Consider the following 21,307-nt stretch of genomic DNA (forward strand, 5'->3'; position numbering starts at 1 on the left):
GTGGGCACGGTGTCAATGCCGCGTGCGATGGCGCAGGAGCCGATGAGAGGAACGATGCGAGCGCAAGGCCCACTGATGTTCATGTTGCTGGCGGGCCTTGCGGCCGCGCCGGGGCCCGCGCTGGCGCAGGCCGAGCCGGCGTTTCGTGTGGTCGGCACCAATGTGCAGAAGCACGCCAGTGCGGTGCTGACATTGATGTCGTTCGCGGTCGTGCCGGACCTCGCTTCCAGCTCGCTTTCCATCACCAATGCCAACACCGAGAGCCCGGACCTGACCCTGTGGCAGCTGGGCGGGGGCTTTACGCTGAGCCAGTCGTTTCCGCTTTATCTGGAGGGGTCGATCGCCTACAACCGCTACGATCCCACCTTTGTTGCCTCCAACGGGCTGGAATCGCGCAAGCTGCCGACCAAGTGGAACACGTTCGCCGGCACCGTCGGCGTCGGCTGGGACTTTCCGCTGATCCCGAGCAAGGAACTGGTGTTCCGCCCCATCTTCAACGCCTCGCTCGGGCGTGTCGCCAGCGACCTGTCCATCGCCCAGTTCGCGGTCGAGCACAAGACCGACCGCGACGTCGCCTTCCTCGACGACGGCACAATGAACGCCTATGGCCTGGGCGGATCGGTGATGCTCGACTGGGAAAGCCACCGGGACAACCGCGATATTGACGTCGAACTGCGCTATACCAACATCTACCTGCGCAGCTTCGGCGATTCGTCCGGCCTGGAGGCTTCGTCCGCCGCACAGACCGCCAGCCTGTACGCGCGCTGGCGCGCGCCGACCGGCATGCGCGCGCTCGACCGGCCGGTGCGCTACGTGCTGGAACTGTCGCACTCGCATTACTTCGGCAGCCAGGCCGGTGCGCTGGGGTTCAACTACCTCACCACACTGGGCACCGGCCTCGAGCTCGACACCAGTGCCCACGAGGTCTTCGTGACCCGTATCCGCGCGGTGGTGCGCTATGTCTTCGGCAACAACGTCTCGGGCGTGTCGTTTGGCCTGGCCGCGAGTTTCTAGCGCCGCGCGCCTGTCCCGGCAGCGCCTGGGCTATCGCTTCCGAGGTAGAGCCGACGGCGCGCCGGCATCAACGGCCGGCACGATCACCGCAATGGCGTCGCGGACCAGCGCATCGATTTCCGTGTCGTCCGGGCGGACGCCGGTGGCCAGCGTACGGTGCAGCACGCTGGCCAGTACCATGCCATGGAACAGGCGGGCGCTGACCTCCGGGCTGGCTGAGAGCCGCGTGCCGCTTGCCTGCCGGCTGTCGAGGAAGGCCGCTACATAGGCGCAGGTCGCCGCCGGGCCGCGCGTATACCAGGCGGTTCCCAACGCGGGAAAACGCCGCGATTCGGCAAAGATCAAACGCAGGAAGGCCAGGTGGCGTTCCTCCAGCAACGACTGCAGGAAGCTGTGGGCGATCTTGTCCAGCCCCTCCGCCGCCTCGCAGTGCGACACGTCCACGCTCTTTTCGGTCTTTTCCAGGAAGCGGTCGCACAGCCGCTCCACCACCGCCACGAACAGCCCGTCCTTGCCGCCGAAATAGCTGTAGACGTTGGTCTTGGAACCCCCGCATGCCTTGACGATGTCATCGAGGCTGACGCCGTCGTAGCCATGTTCGAGGAACATGTCGGCAGCCGTGCTCAGGATCAGGGCGCGCTTCTCTTCACCACGGCGCGTCATGCGCGGCGGCGGGCGGTGCCCAGGGGTGTCGGTATCGCTTGCGGGTGATGCCATCGGGTAGCCAGTAGGGGAAGGGATGGGCGCTGGCGCCCCGCGCAGTCTACCAAATGCCTGCGTGCTCCACGTGGCAAGCACGCCGCGGCAAGTTACTTCAAAAAATTTGAGCAAGACTTTCTGTTTTATTTAGTACCGTACGGTACGGTTTGTATATATTCAGGTCGTGGGCGGGAGGGAAAAGCGACCCGACCGACACCAGGTTCTTCTCAAATGACACAGGAGCAAGTGATGAAAAAGGCATTGATTGGCGTTGTTGTGATGGGGGTAGTGGCAGCCGGGGCGCATGCGGCGGTGCAGGCCCCCGACGTCTACACAAACGGTGGACATGTCGCCCAGTCCCTGCAGCGTTTGCAGTCCGGCCGGCTCGCGGATGAGCAATTCCGCCGGATCGCCGTACGCAAGGCGGATCCGTTTGTGGATGGCGCGCGGCAAATCGATGTATTCACCGACGGCGCGCTTGCCCGGGTTGGCGGCGGTGACCCGTTCACGGATGGCGCCTGAGCAGGAAGCGGCGCCTTTGACGATGGCGTGTGCGGGTTTACCGTTCTTGCGGAGGCCCGCACCCCCGCCTAGAATAATTCGTATAACGCATTAAGTTGCGCGTAGCGCAAAAACGGAGACAACGTGACGGACGCGAAATCCCCCCGGGCGCCCGGGCAAACCAGCATCGCGCAGGTGGATATCCACGGCGTGTCGGTACATGGCAAGGACCTGAGCGAGGCCTTGATCGGCAAGACCGGTTTCACCGCCTACTTCCTGTTCCTGCTGACCGGCCGCGAGCCCGACCCCAAGCTGGTGGCGATCACCGACGCCTGCCTCGTGGCGATCGCCGAGCATGGCCTGGTGCCCTCGGTGCAGGCCGCGCGCATGACGCTGGCCGCCGCGCCGGATGCGTTGCAGGGCGCCGTGGCGGCTGGTGTGCTGGGTTGTGGCTCGGTGATCCTGGGCGCATCGGAAACCGCGGGCCAGTTGCTTGCGGAGGTGCTTGCCGGGCGGGAACACGGCACGCTGGCCGAGAGCGCGAACTCGGTGGTCCGGGCCGTGCGCCAGGCGCGCAAGCCGCTGCCCGGCTTTGGCCATCCCACGCACAAGCAGGGAGATCCGCGCGCGCACCGGCTGCTGGCCGTTGCGCGTGAACTGGACATCGCCGGTGATCACGTGGCCGCGCTGGAAGCGGTCGCCGCCGCCGTGCCCGAGCACTACAGCAAGCCGCTCCCGCTCAATGTTTCGGGCGCGATCCCCGCAGTGCTGCTCGATGCCGGCTATCCCGCCACAGCGCTCAAGGGGGTCCCGATGCTCGCGCGCGTGGCCAGCCTGATCGCCCATCTGCAGGAGGAACGCCGCCAGCCCATCGGCTTCATCCTGGCCGATGCCGCCGAGCACGCCATCGCCTACAGCGCCGCGCCGGCGCAAGCATCATGAACGCGCCCGCCTCCCGCACCGGCACGATCGCGCCGCTCGACGTGCTCAGGCAGTACCCTGCGCACGACTTCACGCTGACCGGTTTCCTCGCGGCCCGCGTGGCGGCGCATCCGGACAAGCCGGCATTGCTGTTCGAGGGCGAGACCTGGAGCTATCGCGAGCTTGAGGGAAGGATCGCGCAGGCCGCGCGATGGCTGGCGCAGGCCATGCATGTGCGCCGCGGTGACCGCGTTGGCGTGCTGTCCGCCAACCATCCGTCCACGGTCGTGCTGATGTTTGCGCTCGCGCGCATCGGCGCGACCATGGTGCCGGCCAACCCGGAATACCGCCTGGACGAGGCGCTGTACGTGTTCCAGCATGCGCAGGTGTGCGGGCTGGTGTGCGCGCCGGCTACGCTGGAAACCGGTGCGGCCATCGCCCGGGCGCTCGGCGGGGCGGTCTGGCTGCGCGCCAACGAGCCTGGCGACCATGGTGTGCCGACGCTGGAGCAGTCGATGGCGGCGGCCACCGGGCAGTTCGCCGGCGAATCCGTCGACGATGGCGGCGAACGGGATACCGCGCTGATCATCTACACCTCCGGCACCACGGGCTTTCCGAAGGGCGCGATGCACAGCCACCGCGGCTACGTGCTGACCGCCGAAGCCTTCGTCGGCCGGCTGCAACTGCAGCCCGACGAGCGCGTGATGTGCGTGATGCCGCTGTTCCATATCAATGCGCTGATGTATTCGGTGGGCGGGGCGCTGGCATGCGGCGGCTGCCTGGTGCTGGTGCGCAAGTTCTCGGCGTCGTCGTTCTGGCGCTTTGCCGCCGAGACCGGCGCCACGGAGGTGAACCTGGTGGCGGCAGCCGGCAGCATCCTGGCCCGGCGCCCGCGGGCCGAGTTCGTGCCCGGCCACCGCATCACCAAGATGTTCATCGCGCCGCAGACCCAGGAAATGGTGCGCGTGATGAAGCACGAGTTCCACGTGCCGCGCCTGATCGAGTGCTATGGCATGACGGAAATCCCGGGCGTGATCGCCAATCCGTTCGACGGCCCGCACAAGCTTGGCACCATGGGCCTGATCTCGCCGCATCCGGATCCGGCGGTGCCGGCGCCGCAGGCCCGCATCGTCGACGACGAGGGCAACGACGTGGCCCCGGGCGGCGAGGGCGAATTGCTGATCCGCACGCCTACGCTGATGCAAGGCTACTACCGCGACCCGGCGCAGACCGAGGCGGCGTTCCGCGACGGCTGGTTCGCCACCGGCGACCTGGTGCGGCAGGACGAGGACGGCTACTACGTCTTTGTCGCGCGCAAGAAAGATGTGATCCGGCGCAAGGGCGAGAACGTGTCGGGCGCCGAGCTCGACCGCATCTTCGGCGAGCATCCGGCGGTGGAAGAAGCGGCGGCCATCGGCGTGCCGGCGGAGCTAGGCGAGGAAGAAATCCTGCTGGCGGTGCAGTTCCGCCCCGGCCAGACGGCGGATGCCGCCGAACTGCTCGCCTGGGCGCGCGGCCGTCTGGCCGTGCACAAGCTGCCGCGTTATATCGCCACCGTCGAGGCGATCCCCCACACGCCGACGCACAAGCCCGCCAAGCACAAGCTGAAGGGCGACCGGACCTTGCTGGCGCGCGCGGTCGACTTGTCGGCCGCCAGCCAATAATCAGAACAGGGAGACAACCAATGAGTACCCAGGACAACTACACCCTGCAGCGCGCGCTGGCCGCCATGTGCCACGGCGCGCCCGGCTCGGACGCTACCCTGCAGGCGCAATTCGGCATCGCGCTACGGCATTTCCACGCCATGCTCGACGAACTGCAGCTGACCGATGCGCAGCTCTATCGCATTGCCGCCTGGCTGGGCCGGGTGGCCGCGCAGGACGAGCTGATCATGCTGTGCGACATGATGGGCCTGACCATGCGCGCGCTGGACCTGGCGCGCACCGGCGAGCAAGCCACGCCGCAGAACGTGACTGGCCCGTTCCCCAAGGACCAGGTCGCCGAAGGCAGCAACCCTTGCCACCTGGCGACGGCGGAGGAGCCTGGGCAGCGGCTGGAGGTGCGCGGCCGCGTGCTGGATGCGCGCACGGGCCAGCCGGTGCCGGGCGCCACGCTGATCGTGTGGCAGCCCAACCAGTTCGGCCGCTACGAGAACGAAGACGACTCCCAGTCCGAAGACAACCTGCGCGGCAAGCTGCGCTGCGATGGCGAGGGTGGCTTCCAGATCTTCACGGTGCGGCCGGGCGGCTACATCATCGGGCGCGAGGACACGGAAGTGGGGGTGCTGATGCGGCGCCTGGGCCGCAACCGCCAGCGCGCGCCGCATATCCATTACCGGGTGGTGCAGCCGGGCTACCGCACGCTGACGTCGCAGATCTATTTCAAGGGCGACCCCGCCAACCCGGTCGACTGCATCTTCTCGACCATCGAAGACCATATCGTCGAAGTCAGGCCCCATCCGCAGCGTGACGGCTACCAGCTGCTGACGCTGGATGTGGCGATCGAACCGGAGGTGCCGGCCTGAAGTGGCGCTGCAAGCCGCGCGCCGCTCAGGAAGCCGCCAGGATCGAATGCGCCAGTGTGGGTGCCCGCCGGATGGCGGCCTCGATCATCGCGGCCGCTTCGCGCAGTGCCGGCAGCCGTGTCGCGACCAGCTCTTCGGGGCTGGTGCGCTCGGTCTCGGTGGAGCAGTTGATGGCGGCGATCACGCGCTGCTGCGGGTCGCGCACGGGCACGGCGATCGACAGGACGTTGAGTTCGAGCTGGCCATCCTGGACCGCATAGCCCTGTTCCAGCGTGCGTGCCAGCGCCGCGCGCAGCGCATCCGCGTCGCTGAGCGTTTTCGGCGTGAATTTCTGGAACGGCGCCTTGTCCAGGACCTTGTTCTGCTGGGCCTTGGACGCATGGGCCAGCAAGGCGAGACCGAGCGAGGTGCAATGCACCGGCAGCCGGTAGCCGACCGAGGCGCGGAACGCAATGCGCCGCTGGCTGGGCACATGCGCCAGGTAGACCACGCTGTCGCCGTCGAGGATGGCGAGCGAGACCGAGTCGCGGAAGCGCTCGGCCACTTCCTGCAGGAAGGGCTGGACGATGTCGCGCAGGTTCATCGAGCTGAGGAAGGCAGCACCCAGCGACAGCACCTTGGGCAGCAGCACGAAGCGCCGTCCGTTGGCGCCGATGTAGCCGAGTGCCTGCAGCGTCAGCAAGGCACGGCGCGCGCTGGCGGGCGTCATGCCGGTGGCCTGGGCGACTTCGCTCAGTGTCATTTCCGGCGTGGTGTCGGTAAATGCCTGGATCACCGCCAGGCCGCGCGCCAGCGCCGCAACGTAGTCGCGATGGCCTTCCTCGAGCTTGCGCGGAGGGTCGTTGTCGGCGGGGGCAGTGGGTTTGGCGGCGGAAGTCATGCACGCATTCTATCCGCAGCAATGAATTGAGGACCAGCAAGGAGACATCATGACCGACCCCAACCGCCCCGCGAGCCTGCTCGACAAGCTCTGGGCCAGCCACGTGATCCACCAGGAGGCAGGCGGCCCCGCGCTGGTCTATATCGACCGCCACCTGGTCAACGAGGTGACCAGTCCGCAGGCTTTCGAAGGGCTGCGCCTGAACGGGCGCAAGGTGTGGCGCGCCGCCTCGGTGCTGGCCACCGCCGACCACAATGTGCCCACCACCGCGCGCAGCCAGGGCATCGCCGATCCGGTGAGCCGCGCGCAGGTTGACGCGCTCGACCGCAACTGCGAAGAGAACGGCATCGTCAACTTCGGCATGGACGATCCGCGCCAGGGCATCCTGCACGTGGTGGGGCCGGAGCGCGGCGCGACCTTGCCGGGCATGACCATCGCCTGCGGCGATTCGCATACCTCCACGCACGGCGCCTTCGCGGCGTTCGCGTTCGGCATCGGCACCTCGGAAGTGGAGCAGGTGCTGGCCGCGCAATGCCTGTGGATGAAGAAGCCGAAGTCGATGCTGGTGCGCGTGGAAGGCGAGCTGGGCAAGGGTGTTGCCGCCAAGGACATCGCGCTTGCGCTGATCGGGCGCATCGGCACGGCCGGGGCGACCGGCCATGTCATCGAGTTCGCCGGCAGCACCATCCGCGGCCTGAGCATGGAAGCGCGCATGACCGTATGCAATATGGCGATCGAGGCCGGCGCGCGCACCGGCATGGTCGCCGTGGACGAGACCACGCTGGAGTACCTGCGCGGCCGCCCGCAGGCCCCGCAGGGCCGGATGTGGGACGCGGCCGTCGAATACTGGCGCACGCTGCACAGCGATCCGGGCGCGACCTTCGACACCGTGGTGGATCTGGACGCCGCCACCATCCGCCCGCACGTGACGTGGGGGACTTCGCCGGAAATGGTGGTGCCCGTCGGCGAACGCGTTCCCGATCCGCGCGACGAGCGCGACCCGGTGCGGCGCAACAGTATCGAGGCGGCGCTGCGCTACATGGGCCTGCTGCCGAACACGCCGATCGAATCCGTCGCGGTGGACAAGGTCTTTATCGGGTCGTGCACCAACGCGCGCATCGAAGACCTGCGCGCCGCGGCGGACGTCGTGCGGGGCCGGCATGTCTCGCCGCGCATCCGGCAGGCACTGGTGGTGCCGGGCTCGGGCCTGGTCAAGTCCCAGGCCGAGGCCGAGGGCCTTGACCAGGTATTTATCGCGGCCGGCTTCGAATGGCGCGAGCCCGGCTGTTCGATGTGCCTGGGCATGAACGACGACCGCCTTGCGGCGGGCGAACGCTGCGCGTCCACGTCCAACCGCAATTTCGAAGGCAGGCAGGGACCGGGCGGGCGCACCCACCTGGTGAGCCCGCAGATGGCCGCCGCGGCCGCCGTGGCGGGGCATTTCGTCGATGTCCGCGCCTTGTAACCCCGGAGGAAGCCGAGCCATGAAAGCCTTTACCACCCTGGACGGCCTTGTCGCGCCGCTGGACCGCGCCAATGTCGATACCGATGCCATCCTGCCCAAGCAATTTCTGAAGTCCATCCGGCGCAGCGGCTTCGGCCCCTACCTGTTCGACGAATGGCGCTACCTTGACCACGGCGAGCCCGGGCAGGACTGCAGCACGCGGCCGCTGAACCCGGACTTCGTGCTGAACCAGCCGCGCTACCGCGGCGCGTCGATCCTGCTGGCGCGCGAGAACTTCGGCTGCGGCTCCTCGCGCGAGCATGCGCCGTGGGCACTGGAAGACTTCGGCCTGCGCGCGCTGATCGCCCCGAGTTTTGCGGACATCTTCTACAACAACTGCCTGAAGAACGGCCTGCTGCCGATCGTGGCGGCGCCCGAGGTGGTCGACCGCCTCTTTGCCGAAGTGGCCGCCACGCCCGGCTACCGGCTGAAGGTGGACCTGGCCACACAGCAAGTCATCACGCCGGCCGGTGACGTGATCCCTTTCATGCTCGACTCGTTCAAGCAGCATTGCCTGCTCAACGGGCTGGACGATATCGCCCTCGCGCTGCGCCATGCCGCGCAGATCGACGCATACGAACAAGCGCGGCGGCAGCGCGAACCCTGGTTGTTCAACTGAACGGAGATCCGGCCGCACGAGCCGGAAAGCCCCACAACGACAGATGGAGACATGATGGACCGGAACACTCACACCCCTCGCACGCTGTGCGCGGCCCTGCTTGGCCTGGCCTGCTTCGCCGGCGCAGGCACCGCCCTGGCACAGGCCTATCCCGCACAGCCGATCCGCATGGTGGTGCCGTACGCACCCGGCGGCACCACCGACATCATCGCCAGGCAACTGGCCCAGCGCATGTCCGAGAAGCTGCGCCAGCCGGTAGTAGTGGAGAACAAGAGCGGCGCCAACACCGTGATCGGCGCCGACGCGGTTGCCAAGGCGCAGCCCGATGGCTACACGCTGCTGCTGACCAACGACGCCACCTTCGTGCTCAATCCGGTGGTGCTGCCCTCGGTGTCCTACAACGTCGCGCGCGATTTCGCGCCGGTGGCGGCGATCGGCTATGTGCCGCTGGTGATGGCGGTATCGGGCAGCCTGCCGGTAGACAGCGTCAAGGACCTGGCGGCCTATGCCAAGGCCCGCCCGCAGGCGCTCAGCTACGGCTCGTTTGGCGCCGGCAGCCAGCCGCACCTGATGGGCGCGCTGTTCAACAAGCTGGCCGGCACGGACCTCGTGCACGTGCCGTACAAGGGCTCAGCGCCCGCGGTGGCCGATGTCGTCGGCGGACAGATCCTGATGACGTTCCCGGCGCTGCCGACGATCCAGAGCTTTGTCGCGGCGAAGAAGCTCAAGGTGCTGGCGGTCAGCGGCGACAAGCGCACGCGCGCATTGCCGCAAGTGCCCACCTTCGAAGAAGCCGGCTACAAGGAGATGAACATCTCCGCGGTCTACGGCGTGCTGGCGCCGGCCAAGGTGCCGCGCGCGGTGGTCGACAAGCTCAATGCCACCATCCGCGAAATCCTCGACGAACAGGACTTTGTCGAGAAGCACTTTGCGGCGCAGGGCATGGTGCCGATGAAGCTGACGCCGGAACAGTTTGCGCGCTACATCGAGACGCAGACGCAGCAGACACGCAAGGTCGTTTCGCTGTCGGGCGTCAAGGTCGAGTAGGCAGGAAGGCAAGGACATGAAAGACGTGAATCACGAACGCACCTCGTCATCGCCGCGCATCGGCTGGATCGGAATCGGCGCCATGGGCAGGCCGATGTGCCTGAACCTGCTGAAGGCCGGCCACGCGCTGACGGTGTTCGACAAGGTGCCCACCCAGTGCGAGCCGGTCGTTGCAGCGGGTGCCAATGCCGCGCTGTCCGCGCGGGATGCGGCAGCGCAATCCGATGTGGTGTTCTCTACCATCTTCGATGACAGCAGCTTGCGCGCGCTGTTCCTGTCCGACGGCGGCATTGCCGCTGCGGCGGCCGCGGGCCAGGTCTTTGTCGACATGAGCACGGTATCGCCGGAAGCCTCGGCTGAGGTGGCCGAAGCACTGGCGCAGCGCGGCGCCAGCTGGCTGCGCGCGCCGGTGTCCGGCACGGTGTCGCTGGCCGCGAGCGCGCAGCTGAGCTGCTTTGTGTCCGGGCCACGCGAGGCGTTCGCTGCGGTGCAGCCGCTGCTGGCCTGCCTGACCGCGCGCCAGTCTTATGTCGGCGGCGGCGACGAGGCGCGGGTGATCAAGCTGATGATCAACATGATGGTGTTCATGAGCACCGCGGTGCTCGGCGAAGGGCTGGCCTTCGGCGAGCGCGCCGGGCTGGACCGCGCGCTGATGGTCGATGCGATCAATGACAGCATCGTCGGCAGCGCGCACTACCGCACCAAGGCCGACAAGCTCAAGCAGCGCGAATACGGCGCCGCGGGGCCGATCTCGCTGGTGGTGAAGGACCTGGACCTGGCACTTGCCGTGGCGCGCGACAACGCCGTGGCGCTGCCGATCTCGTCGCTGGTGCGGCAGTACCTGGGGATGATGCAGCAGCGCGACCTGAGCCATCTCGACATTGCCGCGCTGGCCGATGTGCCGGCCTGGAGCAGTGCGCCGGACGGGGAGGCGCGCTAGCCGCCGTCAACTGAGGCGCGCCACGAGAGCGCGCCCGGAACCCATGAATCATGACAAAAAGGATGGAGACATGAACCTCAAGCAAATCATCCGGACGCCGCACGGCGTCCTGTGCGCGGCTGTCGCCGGAGTGATGTTCGGGCTGGCGCAGCAGCCGGCGCTGGCCCAGGCCAGGCCCGGCGCGGAGCCGGTGCGCATCGGCGGCCTGTTTTCAACGACCGGCGGCCTCGCCGCCGTGGGGCTGGCCGAACGCGAAGGCGCGCTGCTGGCGCAGAAAGTCATCAATGCCGGCGGCGGTATCGGCGGGCGGCCGCTGGAGCTGGTCGTCGAGGACGACGGCTCCAGCCCGGATACCGCCGTGGCCAAGGCCAACGCACTGCTGCACACGCACAAGGTGCGCGCCATCGTCGGCCCGTCCGGCATCGCGCAGACCGTGGCCATCGGCGGCATCACGCAGGCGCAGAAGGTGCCGCTGTTTGCGTTCTCCGGACTCGGGCCGGCGGTGGAACGCGAGCGTACCTGCGTCTTCCACCTGACGCCCTCGCAGGAACTGAATGCGCGCGCGGTGCTGTCCTATGCGCGCGACAACGGCCTCAAGCGCATCGGCGTGCTGCACGATTCGGGCTACGGGCAGGTGGTGTGGAGCAGCATGAAGACGCTGGACCGCCAGTACGGCGTCACCTTCGTCCAGGTCGAGAAATTCGAGATCGCCGCCACCGACGTCACTACGCAGGCTGCCAAGCTCAAGGCCGCCACGCCGGACGCGATCGTCGTCATCTCGACCTCGCCCGCGCCGTTCCGCAATGTGCGCCAGCTGAAGGTTGGAGCGCCGATCATCTCCGTGCACGGCACCGCCACCTACGAGACCGTCAAGGGCATGGGCGAGGCCGCCGACAACATCATCCATCCCGAGTTCATCGTTTCCGAAGATCCGCTGCCGGCGCAAAAGGAGTTTGTCGAGGCTTACCGTAAGGAGTACGGCAAGCTGCCCAAGCATTTCGCCGCCGTGGGCTGGGATGCGGTGATGGCGCTGGCCAGCGGCCTGAAGGCGGCGGGCGCCGATGTGGCCGGCGACAAGCTCTGCGGCGCGCTGCGCCGGCCTTACCAGGGCGTCACGATGGGCTATGACTTTTCTGCGCCCGATATGGGCGGCATGACGCTGGCCGGCTTTACTTACTCGAAGCTGCAGAAGGGCCAGTTCGTGCGCCTGGACTACAAGGCCCGGCCCTAGCCGGTGTAGCGGCAAAACGCATCGGCAAAAGGATCGGCAATGTCTGACACCCTAGTTATCCAGGCGGTCCTGTCCGGGATCACCAACGGCTTCGTCTACGCGCTGATCGGCGTGGGCATATCGATCATCTTCAAGGGCACGCGCATCGTCAATGCGATGCAGGGAGAGTTTGCGGTGATCGGCGCGCTGGTTGCGGTATTCGCGCTCAAGTCGCTGGGCCTGCCTTATCCGGTGGCGATTGCCGGCGGCATTGCCGCCGGCGCCGCCAGCGGCCTGGCCATCGACACGTTGTTCGTGCGCCCGATGATGCGCCGCGGCGCCGGCGAGGAGAGCTTCCTGCTGCTGACCATCGGCCTGGCGTTCGCGCTGTCGGCCGCGGCGCTGTATTTCGGCGGGCGTGATTCGCACCTGCTGCCGGCCATCGGCGGCGAGGGTGTGGTGGAGCTGCTGGGTGCGACCGCGCCCGTGCACGCCCTGGCGCTGGTGGGCATTGCCGTGCTGCTGGTGGCGGCGTTGAGGCTGTTCTACACCAAGACCCTGGTCGGCCTGGCCATGACGGCGGCGTCGCTGGACCCCGACGGGGCCACCACCACCGGCATCAACGTGCGCCGCATGCGCACGCTGACCTTCCTGCTTGGCGGCGGCTTCGGCGCCGTCGCGGGGGTGCTGGTGACACCGCTGCTGTCGATGAACTACCAGATGGGCATCGGGCTGACGCTGAAAGGCTTTGCCGCGGCCATCCTCGGCGGGCTGGGCAATCCGCTGGGCGCGGTGGTGGGCGGGCTGCTGCTGGGGCTGACCGAATCACTGGCGGTGGTGGGATTTCCGTCGGGCTATCGCGACGTGGTCGCGCTGTCGATCCTGGTCGTCATCATGATTCTGCTCCCCAACGGCGTGCTGGGCCGCGCGGGGCGCAAGGGAGGATAAGCATGAATGCATCATCCAACGCCACGCGCTGGCTGGTGGTGGCCGCGGTGGTAGCGTGGGCGCTGGCCGGGCAACTGCTGTCGCGCCACCACATCGACCTGCTCAACTTCGCCGCCATCCTGGCCGTGGGCGGCCTGGGCGTCGGCCTGCTGCTGGGGCAATGCGGCATCGTCAACCTTGCGCAGGCCTCGTTCTATGGCATCGGCGCCTATGCCTCGGCCTACTGCACGACGGTGCTGGGATGGCCGGCGCTGGCCGGTGCCGCGGCGGGCCTGCTGGCCAGCGCGGCGCTGGCCGCGGCGATCGGCCTGCCGGTGCTGCGCCTGGGCGGCTTCTTCCTGGCGCTGGCGACGCTGGCCGTCGGCAGCATCGCCAATGTGCTGTTCTTCGAATGGGACTGGCTGACCGGCGGTACGCTGGGCATCGGTGGCATCCCCAAGCTGTCGCTGTTCGGCTTCCTGCTCGATACGCCGGAGCGCTACTACTACTTTGCCTGGCCACTGGTGGCGCTGCTGCTCTGGCTGGTGGACAACCTGGTCAGGGGCCGCCCCGGCCTGGCCATGCGCGCCATGCGCGATGCGGCGCCGGCAGCGCAGGTGCTCGGCATCGACATGCACCGGCTGAAGACCGCGATGTTCGTGCTGTCGGCCATGCTCGGCTCGCTGGCAGGAAGCCTGTTTGCACACTATGTGTCGTTCGTCAGCGTGCAGAGCTTTACGGTGGAGCGCTCGATCGTGTTCCTGCTGGTGCCGGTGGTGGCAGGCGCGCGTTCCACCTACGGCGTGGTGATCGGCGCATTGTTTGTGTCGCTGGTGCCGGAGCTGCTGAGCGGATTGGGGGATTTCCACCAGGTGCTGTTTGGCGCGGTGCTGGTGCTGGTGGTCACGTTGATGCCCGGCGGGATCATGGGTGGGCTCGCGGGCATGGCTGGCCGCCTGCATCGCCGCAGCTTCGGCCGCACGCAGAACCCCGCATTGAAGGAGGTCCGATGAAATCCGCCATCGCTGAATTCGGCACCAGTGCCGCGGGTGCGGCAGGCGCGCAGGCCCTGCTGCGGGTCGAAGCGGTCGCGCACAGCTTTGGCGGCCTTGACGTGCTGCGCAATGTTGCGTTCGATGTGCCGGCCGGCGGCATCGTCGGCCTGATCGGCCCCAACGGCAGTGGCAAGACCACCTGCTTCAACATCATCTCCGGCTTTCTGCGGCCCAGGGGCGGCAAGGTGCTGCTGGCGGGGCGCGACATCACCGCCGACAGCGTGCAGCAGCGCAGCCGCGCCGGACTGGTGCGCACGTTCCAGACGCCGCAGGTATTCGAGCACATGACGGTGCTGGAAAACCTGATGGCCGGCTGCCACAAGGCCACGCGTTCGGGCGTGGTGCATGCGATGCTGCGTTCGCCGCTGTCGCGGCGCGAGCTGCAGTCGATGCACGAAGCCGCGCTGGCATGCGCACGAAAGTTCGGTCTGGAAGGCCTGCTGCAGCACCGTGCCGGCGCGCTGCCCGCGGGCCAGCGCCGCATCGTCGAGCTGGCGCGCGCCTGCATCGGCGAACCCCGCCTGCTGTTGCTCGATGAACCGTCCTCGGGGCTGAACAGCGAGGAAATCGAACTGCTGCGCGCGTGGATCCTGCGACTGAACGGCGAAGGCATGACCATCCTGCTGGTGTCGCACGACATGGGGCTGATGACGATCTGCGGCACCGCCCACGTTCTGTATTACGGGGAAATCATTGCCAGCGGCACGCTGCAGGCCGTGCAGGCCGACCCGCGCGTGCGCGAAGCCTATATGGGAGTCTGACCATGCTGAAAGTGAAAGGCCTGCGCGCCGGCTACGGCCCCGTGCCAGTGCTGCATGACATCGACATCGAGGTGGGGCGGGGCGAGGCGGTGGCCGTGGTCGGCGCCAACGGCGCGGGCAAGACCGCGCTGGTGCGCACGCTGTCGGGGCTGGTGCGGCCGCTGGCGGGCAGCATCGTCAAGGACGGGGTGGAAATCGGCCACGTGCCGGGGCATCGCCGCTTCGAGCATGGCATTGCCGTAGTGCTGGAGAACCGCAACCTGTTCGGCGAACTGTCGGTGCGCGACAACCTGCGCCTTGCCGAGCAAGCCGGCAGGCGCGCGCGCGGTGGCGCCATGCGCTTCACGCACGACGAAGTCTGCGAACTGTTCCCGCTGCTGCGCGAGCGCGGCGGCGGCCAGGTTGGCCTGCTCTCGGGCGGGCAGCAGCAGATGGTGGCGATCGCCCGCGCGCTGCTGCTGCAGCCCGACCTGCTGATCATGGACGAGCTGACCACGGGCCTGGCGCCGCGCATCGTCAAGGAAATCCTGGCCGTGCTCAACCGGCTGCGCGAGCGCGGGCTGAGCATCGTGCTGGTGGAACAGAGCGTGGCGATTGCCGCGGAGATGACCGACCGCGCCTACGTGCTTTCGGTGGGGCGGGTGATCCACGAAGTGCGGCGCGGAGAGTGGCAGGCGCTGCTGAACGACAAGACGCTGGTGAAGGCGTATCTGCATGGCTGAGGGCACCGGCATGGGCAAAACGGACACGAAGACCGGAGGGTATATGGAAGATCTCGCTGCGCTCAGGCAGGCGGATGCCGCGCGATACCGCGCGATGCTCGCGGGCGATATTGCGGGGCTGGAAGGCCTGCTTGCGGATGAACTCAGCTATACCCACTCCTCGGCGTTGCGCGAAGACAAGCAGGCATACCTGGCATCGCTGCGCAGCGGGCGGGTGCGCTACCTGCAGGCATCGGTACGAGAGGTCGGGCAGGAAATCTACAACGACATCGCCGTGATGGAGGGCAAGGCCTTGCTGGTTGCCGTGGTCGACGGCGTGGAGCGCACGCTCGACAACCGCTTCCTCAGCGTGTGGAAGCGGCAGGAGGGCGCGTGGCAGATGCTGGCGTGGGCCTCGACGCCGATCCCCGCGCCGGCTGCTGCGGCGCCAGGCCAGGCATTTCAATAGGTATATGGGATATGGACTTCATCATTCATTGCCTTGACCACGCCGATGCCCTGCAGCGCCGGCTCGACAGCTACGACGCACATCGCGCCTACCTGGCAACCGCGGAGGTCCGGTGCGTGATGTGCGGGCCGTTGATGTCCGACGATGGCGCGCGCATGATCGGCAGCCTGTTCCTTGTGCGTGCGCAGGACAAGCAGCAGGTCATCGACTTCAACCGGGCCGATCCATTCCACCGGGCGGGCGTGTGGAAAGAGATCCACATCCATCCGTTCCTGCTGCGGGTGGACAACTATCCAGGCGCACAGCGCCCGCTTTAGTTCACCGGGCGTGAGCAGGCAGCCGTGCATGGATTGCAGCGCCATGCAGAAGATTTCACCACGCGTGTCCAACCGAACCGGACGCGCATTCACAGGAGAGGAAGATGAGCAAGACCTACAAGCGTTTGGACAAGGACCAGGCGGCGGTACTGATGGTGGATCACCAGGCCGGCCTGCTGTCGCTGGTGCGCGACATCGACCCCGACAAGTTCAAGAACAACGTTCTCGCCATGGCCGATCTGGCCAGGTATTTCAAGCTGCCTACGATCCTGACCACCAGCTTCGAGGACGGACCCAACGGGCCGCTGGTGCCGGAACTGAAGGCGATGTTCCCCGATGCGCCCTTCATTCCGCGCCCCGGGCAGATCAATGCATGGGACAACGAGGACTTCGTCAAGGCAGTGAAGGCAACCGGCAAGAAGCAGTTGCTGATCGCCGGCGTGGTGACTGAGGTCTGCGTGGCGTTTCCGGCATTGTCAGCGATCGAAGAAGGCTTCGATGTGTTCGTGGTGACCGATGCATCGGGAACGTTCAATGAGGTGACACGCGAATCCGCGTGGCACCGCATGGCCGAGGCCGGCGCCCAACTGATGACGTGGTTCGGCGTTGCCTGCGAGCTTCATCGCGACTGGCGCAACGACATCGAGGGGCTGGGGACCTTGTTCTCCAACCATATTCCCGACTATCGGAACCTGATTACGGCGTACACCACCGTGAAGGGCGGCAAATAACATCACCCCGGCCACGCGCGAAGCCCCTGGCGCCGCGCTGGCCAATGGCAGGCAATAAGGCCTATTCCGCAGTCGATGCGGTGCGAGTCCGATTCGTGCCGCATCACCGACATGATTGCACTGGGCGCCGGAATCGCTTCCGGCGCCATCCGCCCCCCATATGCGCTGCCCATGTGCGCTGCGCCAGTCCCCGGGAAAACCCGCATCCGGCGCCTGTCTTGAAATGCCCCTACCCCGTCCCTATAATTAGCACTCGTCAGGGGGGAGTGCTAACAGCCCTCTGCGACACCTGAACATTTCTGACGGCCGTCGCCTCGGTAGCCGGCCGATTTGTGATCAAAAACTCACTTTGTATCTAGGAGTCCGTATGAATCTGCGTCCTCTGCACGACCGCGTGATCGTGAAGCGTCTGGACAACGAAACCAAGACCGCGTCCGGTATCGTGATTCCCGACAACGCTGCCGAGAAGCCCGATCAAGGCGAAGTGCTGGCAATCGGTCCCGGCAAGAAGGATGACAAGGGCAACAACATCGCCCTGGACGTCAAGGTCGGCGATCGCGTGCTGTTCGGCAAGTATGCCGGCCAGGGCGTGAAGGTGGATGGCCAGGAACTGCTGGTCATGCGCGAAGAAGACATCATGGCCGTGGTCAACAAGTAATCCGTTACTTGTAGCCCCACCCGTACAGATTTCAGGAGATTCAGAACATGGCAGCAAAAGACGTAGTGTTCGGCGACGCCGCCCGTGCCAAGATGGTCGAAGGCGTGAACATCCTCGCCAACGCCGTTAAAGTGACCCTGGGCCCGAAGGGCCGCAACGTGGTGCTGGAGCGCAGCTTCGGCGGGCCGACCGTGACCAAGGACGGCGTGTCCGTGGCTAAGGAAATCGAGCTGAAGGACAAGCTGCAGAACATGGGCGCCCAGATGGTCAAGGAAGTGGCTTCCAAGACCAGCGACAACGCCGGTGACGGTACCACCACCGCAACCGTGCTGGCCCAGTCGATCGTGCGCGAAGGCATGAAGTTCGTCGCCGCCGGCATGAACCCGATGGACCTGAAGCGCGGCATCGACAAGGCTGTCGGCGCTGCCGTGGAAGAGCTGAAGAAGATCAGCAAGCCCACCACCACCAGCAAGGAAATCGCCCAGGTCGGCGCGATCTCGGCCAACAGCGACGCCTCGATCGGCGAGCGCATCGCCGAAGCCATGGACAAGGTCGGCAAGGAAGGCGTGATCACCGTCGAAGACGGCAAGTCGCTGGCCGACGAGCTGGAAGTCGTGGAAGGCATGCAGTTCGACCGCGGCTACCTGTCGCCGTACTTCATCAACAACCCGGAAAAGCAGGTTGTCGCGCTGGACAACCCGTTCGTGCTGCTGTTCGACAAGAAGATCAGCAACATCCGCGACCTGCTGCCGGTGCTGGAGCAAGTGGCCAAGGCCGGCCGCCCGCTGCTGATCATCGCTGAAGACGTCGAGGGCGAAGCCCTGGCGACCCTGGTGGTCAACAACATCCGTGGCATCCTGAAGACCGCCGCCGTCAAGGCTCCGGGCTTCGGCGACCGCCGCAAGGCCATGCTGGAAGACATCGCCATCCTGACCGGCGGCACCGTCATCGCCGAAGAAGTCGGCCTGACGCTGGAAAAGGCCACCCTGAACGACCTGGGCCAGGCCAAGCGCATCGAAATCGGCAAGGAAAACACCATCATCATCGATGGCGCCGGCGACGCTGCTGGCATCGAAGGCCGCGTGAAGCAGATCCGCGCCCAGATCGAAGAAGCGACCTCGGACTACGACCGTGAGAAGCTGCAAGAGCGCGTGGCCAAGCTGGCCGGCGGTGTTGCCGTGATCAAGGTTGGCGCTGCCACCGAAGTCGAAATGAAGGAAAAGAAGGCCCGCGTGGAAGACGCCCTGCACGCCACCCGCGCTGCGGTGGAAGAAGGCATCGTCCCCGGCGGTGGTGTGGCCCTGCTGCGCGCCCGCGCCGCGATCTCGGCTCTGCAAGGCGACAACGCCGACCAGAACGCCGGTATCAAGATCGTGCTGCGCGCGATGGAAGAGCCGCTGCGCCAGATCGTGCTGAACGCCGGTGAAGAAGCTTCGGTGGTCGTTGCCAAGGTCATCGAAGGCAAGGGCAACTACGGCTACAACGCCGCTTCGGGCGAGTACGGCGACCTGGTGGAAATGGGCGTGCTGGACCCGACCAAGGTCACCCGCACCGCACTGCAGAACGCCGCTTCGGTGGCTTCGCTGATGCTGACCACCGACTGCGCCGTGGCCGAAACGCCGAAGGAAGAGTCGGCTCCGGCAATGCCGGGCGGCATGGGCGGCATGGGCGGTATGGAAGGCATGATGTAATCCATCCCCAGCCCACTGCCCGCCAGGGCAGGCTGCGATAAAAAACCCCCGCGGACGCGAGTCCGCGGGGGTTTTTGTTTGGATGGCCGGCGCGGTAGGGCGCGGGCAGGCGCGCGTCAGACCTCTACCACGCAGCACCAGTCGAACGACTTGTTCTCCAGCTCGCCGGTACGGCGGCTGACATAGCCGCGCGGGTTGCACACCACGCGCGAGTTGTCGACCCAGTAGTCGAAGCTGGTGTGGGTATGGCCGTGGATCCACAGGTCCGCCTGCGCCACCAGGTCTGGGCGGCGTGACAGGAAGCCGCCGGAGACCAGGTCGTGCGAGAAGCGCGGGTCCAGGCTGCCGAGGTCCGGGCCGTGGTGCGTGACCACGACCGTCTTGCCGGCGTATGGCCGCGCCAGCTGCGCCGACAGCCAGTCGGACGCGGCCAGGTGGCGTGCCAGCGCGTCCTGCGGCGTGAACTGGCGCATGTGGCCGTCGTCGCCGCGGACTTCGATCAAGCGGTGGTCGTACATCGCTTTCGCGCACGCCTGCATTGCCTCGTCGCGCCGGTCGGTGCCGAACAGCGTGTAGTCGGTCCACCACGTGGTGCCGATGACGCGCACGCCGTCGAATTCCGCGACGTCGCCATTGAGCAGGCGCACCCGCGGATGCGCTGCCGCGGCCTCGGCCATCTGCTGGTCGACGGTGTCGAAATTGCTCTCGTAGTACTCGTGGTTGCCCGGCACATAGACCACCGGCTGGCTGAACGTGCCGATGGCCCAGTCGATGCCGTCGCGGCCGTTGGCGATGTCGCCGGCCAGTATCACGAGGTCGGCGTCGCATGCGGGCACGGATTGGGGCAGGTTGTGTTCGATGTGGAGGTCGCTCAGGATGCGTAGCTTCATCGGGACTCCAGGCGGGTAGGGCGGGCGCTGCGTGACCTCGGCGCCGGGGGGATTGCCTGCATTCTTCAGAAGCCAGCCCGTCCGGTCAAGCCCCGGGATCCGCCTCGCAAAGCAAAAAAGCCCGGAACCTGGGTTCCGGGCAAGTGACTGTCTTGCCGGCATTGCACCGGGAGACAGCCGGGGGAAACTGTCGGGGTTCCCCGGGGGTTTAACCTCCTTGTCCTGCCATGGTCGGCAGCAGCACGCGATATATCTGGATGAAGGCCGGCCCGAGCAACACCAGGAGCAATGACGGGAAGATGGTGAAGATCAGCGGAAACAGCAGCTTCAGCGCAATCTTGGCGGCCTGCTCCTCGGCGCGCATGCGGCGCTTGGTGCGCAGCATGTCGGACAGCACGCGCAGCGATTCGCCCAGGCTGGTGCCGAAGCGGTCGGCCTGGATCAGCATCGACGCAAACTTGTCCACGTCCTCCACGCCAGTGCGCAACGACAGGTTGGTCAGTGCCTTTTCCTTCGAAAAACCCGAGCGCAGTTCCAGCAGCATCAGCTGCAGTTCATCGGCCAGCACGGGGCAGCGCAGCGCCAGCTCGTCGGCCACGCGCATCAGCGCCGCGTCCAGGCCCAGGCCGGCCTCGACGCAGACGGTCAGCAGGTCGATCACGTCGGGGAATTCTTCGAAGACGGTGCGCTGGCGCTGGGAGACTTTGCGGGCAAGCACTACGTTGGGGAGGTAGTAGCCTGTGGCGCCAAGCAACGCCAGCAGTGCGAACATCAGCTGCTGGCTTTGCTGTCCGGGCTGGCTGCTGACCGCCAGCAGGCCAAGCATGGGCAGGGCGACGGCAAGTACCGTCTTGGCGCCGAAGTACAGCGGCGCGGCGCTCGCACTGCGCCAGCCGGCATTCATGAAACGCACGCGCAGCTGCGAGTTCTCCCAGCCCTCCTTGGGCAACGACAGCCGCGATATCGGCTGCGCCCACTTCACCAGTTTTTCGATCAGCGCCTGCTGGCGGCCCTGGTCAGCCTCGAACGGGCCCGCCTGGCCGGCGATCTGCTCGGCCCGTCCGCGCAGCCGATGGGGCGCGAGTGCATAAAGCACGCCGAACACCGTGCCGAACGCGGCCACGAAGATCAGTGCGAGCACGATCACCTGGTCGCCCTGGAACCCCTGGAAAATCTCTTGCATGATGGACTCCCGTCAGTATGGCTGTCCAAGCCCTGCTTCTTCTGGTGTTGCGCCGAGATCATCGC

General features: G+C 66.7%; 23 protein-coding genes. 19 read left to right on the forward strand and 4 right to left on the reverse strand.

The window, feature by feature from the left end; all coding sequences use genetic code 11:
- Positions 1-75 precede the first annotated feature (75 nt).
- Complete coding sequence (locus tag RALTA_RS03230; protein WP_012351985.1) at positions 76-1,014, forward strand: hypothetical protein; 939 nt, start codon at positions 76-78, stop codon at positions 1,012-1,014.
- Positions 1,015-1,044: 30 nt separating this feature from the next.
- Here the strand turns inward: RALTA_RS03230 and RALTA_RS03235 are convergent, their stop codons facing one another.
- Complete coding sequence (locus tag RALTA_RS03235) at positions 1,045-1,677, reverse strand: TetR/AcrR family transcriptional regulator (RefSeq protein WP_240989914.1); 633 nt, start codon at positions 1,675-1,677, stop codon at positions 1,045-1,047.
- A 285-nt stretch (positions 1,678-1,962) separates the two neighbouring features.
- On the opposite strand from RALTA_RS03235, the gene RALTA_RS03240 reads away from it, so the two are divergent.
- From RALTA_RS03240 to RALTA_RS03255, 4 genes are all read left to right on the forward strand, one after another.
- The gene (locus RALTA_RS03240; RefSeq protein WP_050976434.1) at positions 1,963-2,235 is read left to right on the forward strand and encodes a hypothetical protein; all 273 of its coding nucleotides are present in this window, start codon (positions 1,963-1,965) and stop codon (positions 2,233-2,235) included.
- Positions 2,236-2,358: 123 nt separating this feature from the next.
- A complete protein-coding gene (locus RALTA_RS03245; protein WP_012351988.1) occupies positions 2,359-3,156 on the forward strand; it encodes a citryl-CoA lyase in 798 nt (265 codons plus the stop codon).
- A complete protein-coding gene (locus RALTA_RS03250; RefSeq protein WP_012351989.1) occupies positions 3,153-4,799 on the forward strand; it encodes a class I adenylate-forming enzyme family protein in 1,647 nt (548 codons plus the stop codon). The genes RALTA_RS03245 and RALTA_RS03250 overlap by 4 nt, the downstream gene beginning before the upstream one ends.
- Positions 4,800-4,819: 20 nt before the next feature.
- Positions 4,820-5,659: a dioxygenase family protein gene (locus RALTA_RS03255; protein ID WP_012351990.1), complete on the forward strand. Its 840-nt coding sequence runs from the start codon at positions 4,820-4,822 to the stop codon at positions 5,657-5,659.
- Positions 5,660-5,684: 25 nt separating this feature from the next.
- Here RALTA_RS03255 and RALTA_RS03260 read toward each other — a convergent pair whose 3' ends face one another.
- On the reverse strand, positions 5,685-6,539 hold the full coding sequence (locus RALTA_RS03260; RefSeq protein ID WP_012351991.1) for an IclR family transcriptional regulator domain-containing protein: 855 nt from the start codon (positions 6,537-6,539) through the stop codon (positions 5,685-5,687).
- A gap of 49 nt (positions 6,540-6,588) precedes the next feature.
- On the opposite strand from RALTA_RS03260, the gene leuC reads away from it, so the two are divergent.
- From leuC to groL, 14 genes are all read left to right on the forward strand, one after another.
- Positions 6,589-8,004 carry a 3-isopropylmalate dehydratase large subunit gene (gene leuC, locus RALTA_RS03265; RefSeq protein ID WP_012351992.1) on the forward strand — a complete coding sequence of 472 codons (1,416 nt, stop codon included), beginning with the start codon at positions 6,589-6,591 and terminating at the stop codon, positions 8,002-8,004.
- 19 nt (positions 8,005-8,023) lie between these two features.
- Positions 8,024-8,662, forward strand: a complete 639-nt coding sequence (gene leuD, locus RALTA_RS03270; protein WP_012351993.1) for a 3-isopropylmalate dehydratase small subunit — start codon at positions 8,024-8,026, stop codon at positions 8,660-8,662.
- A gap of 54 nt (positions 8,663-8,716) precedes the next feature.
- Positions 8,717-9,709, forward strand: coding sequence for a Bug family tripartite tricarboxylate transporter substrate binding protein (locus RALTA_RS03275; protein WP_050976435.1), 993 nt, complete (start codon positions 8,717-8,719; stop codon positions 9,707-9,709).
- Positions 9,710-9,725: 16 nt separating this feature from the next.
- The gene (locus RALTA_RS03280; protein WP_012351995.1) at positions 9,726-10,649 is read left to right on the forward strand and encodes an NAD(P)-dependent oxidoreductase; all 924 of its coding nucleotides are present in this window, start codon (positions 9,726-9,728) and stop codon (positions 10,647-10,649) included.
- A gap of 70 nt (positions 10,650-10,719) precedes the next feature.
- Positions 10,720-11,880, forward strand: a complete 1,161-nt coding sequence (locus tag RALTA_RS03285) for an ABC transporter substrate-binding protein (RefSeq protein ID WP_012351996.1) — start codon at positions 10,720-10,722, stop codon at positions 11,878-11,880.
- Positions 11,881-11,919: 39 nt separating this feature from the next.
- Positions 11,920-12,807, forward strand: coding sequence for a branched-chain amino acid ABC transporter permease (locus RALTA_RS03290; RefSeq protein WP_012351997.1), 888 nt, complete (start codon positions 11,920-11,922; stop codon positions 12,805-12,807).
- 2 nt (positions 12,808-12,809) lie between these two features.
- The gene (locus RALTA_RS03295) at positions 12,810-13,799 is read left to right on the forward strand and encodes a branched-chain amino acid ABC transporter permease (protein WP_012351998.1); all 990 of its coding nucleotides are present in this window, start codon (positions 12,810-12,812) and stop codon (positions 13,797-13,799) included.
- Entirely contained in the window at positions 13,796-14,602 is an 807-nt protein-coding gene (locus RALTA_RS03300) for an ABC transporter ATP-binding protein (RefSeq protein ID WP_012351999.1), read from the forward strand. Before RALTA_RS03295 ends, RALTA_RS03300 begins: the two co-directional genes overlap by 4 nt.
- 2 nt (positions 14,603-14,604) lie before the next feature.
- Entirely contained in the window at positions 14,605-15,324 is a 720-nt protein-coding gene (locus tag RALTA_RS03305; RefSeq protein WP_041232062.1) for an ABC transporter ATP-binding protein, read from the forward strand.
- Positions 15,317-15,772 carry a nuclear transport factor 2 family protein gene (locus RALTA_RS03310; protein ID WP_242405249.1) on the forward strand — a complete coding sequence of 152 codons (456 nt, stop codon included), beginning with the start codon at positions 15,317-15,319 and terminating at the stop codon, positions 15,770-15,772. The genes RALTA_RS03305 and RALTA_RS03310 overlap by 8 nt, the downstream gene beginning before the upstream one ends.
- A gap of 11 nt (positions 15,773-15,783) precedes the next feature.
- A complete protein-coding gene (locus tag RALTA_RS03315) occupies positions 15,784-16,089 on the forward strand; it encodes a YciI family protein (protein WP_012352002.1) in 306 nt (101 codons plus the stop codon).
- Between the two features lie 104 nt (positions 16,090-16,193).
- Positions 16,194-16,820: an isochorismate family cysteine hydrolase YcaC gene (ycaC, locus tag RALTA_RS03320; protein ID WP_012352003.1), complete on the forward strand. Its 627-nt coding sequence runs from the start codon at positions 16,194-16,196 to the stop codon at positions 16,818-16,820.
- 367 nt (positions 16,821-17,187) lie between these two features.
- The gene (gene groES, locus RALTA_RS03325; RefSeq protein WP_008644494.1) at positions 17,188-17,478 is read left to right on the forward strand and encodes a co-chaperone GroES; all 291 of its coding nucleotides are present in this window, start codon (positions 17,188-17,190) and stop codon (positions 17,476-17,478) included.
- Between the two features lie 47 nt (positions 17,479-17,525).
- On the forward strand, positions 17,526-19,169 hold the full coding sequence (gene groL, locus RALTA_RS03330) for a chaperonin GroEL (RefSeq protein ID WP_012352004.1): 1,644 nt from the start codon (positions 17,526-17,528) through the stop codon (positions 19,167-19,169).
- Positions 19,170-19,285: 116 nt separating this feature from the next.
- Here groL and RALTA_RS03335 read toward each other — a convergent pair whose 3' ends face one another.
- Both RALTA_RS03335 and RALTA_RS03340 read right to left on the reverse strand, forming a co-directional pair.
- Positions 19,286-20,059: a metallophosphoesterase gene (locus tag RALTA_RS03335; RefSeq protein ID WP_012352005.1), complete on the reverse strand. Its 774-nt coding sequence runs from the start codon at positions 20,057-20,059 to the stop codon at positions 19,286-19,288.
- Between the two features lie 208 nt (positions 20,060-20,267).
- Positions 20,268-21,242 carry a type II secretion system F family protein gene (locus RALTA_RS03340; RefSeq protein WP_012352006.1) on the reverse strand — a complete coding sequence of 325 codons (975 nt, stop codon included), beginning with the start codon at positions 21,240-21,242 and terminating at the stop codon, positions 20,268-20,270.
- Between the last annotated feature and the right edge of the window lie 65 nt (positions 21,243-21,307).

This window comes from Cupriavidus taiwanensis LMG 19424 (assembly GCF_000069785.1).
GTDB lineage: Bacteria > Pseudomonadota > Gammaproteobacteria > Burkholderiales > Burkholderiaceae > Cupriavidus > Cupriavidus taiwanensis.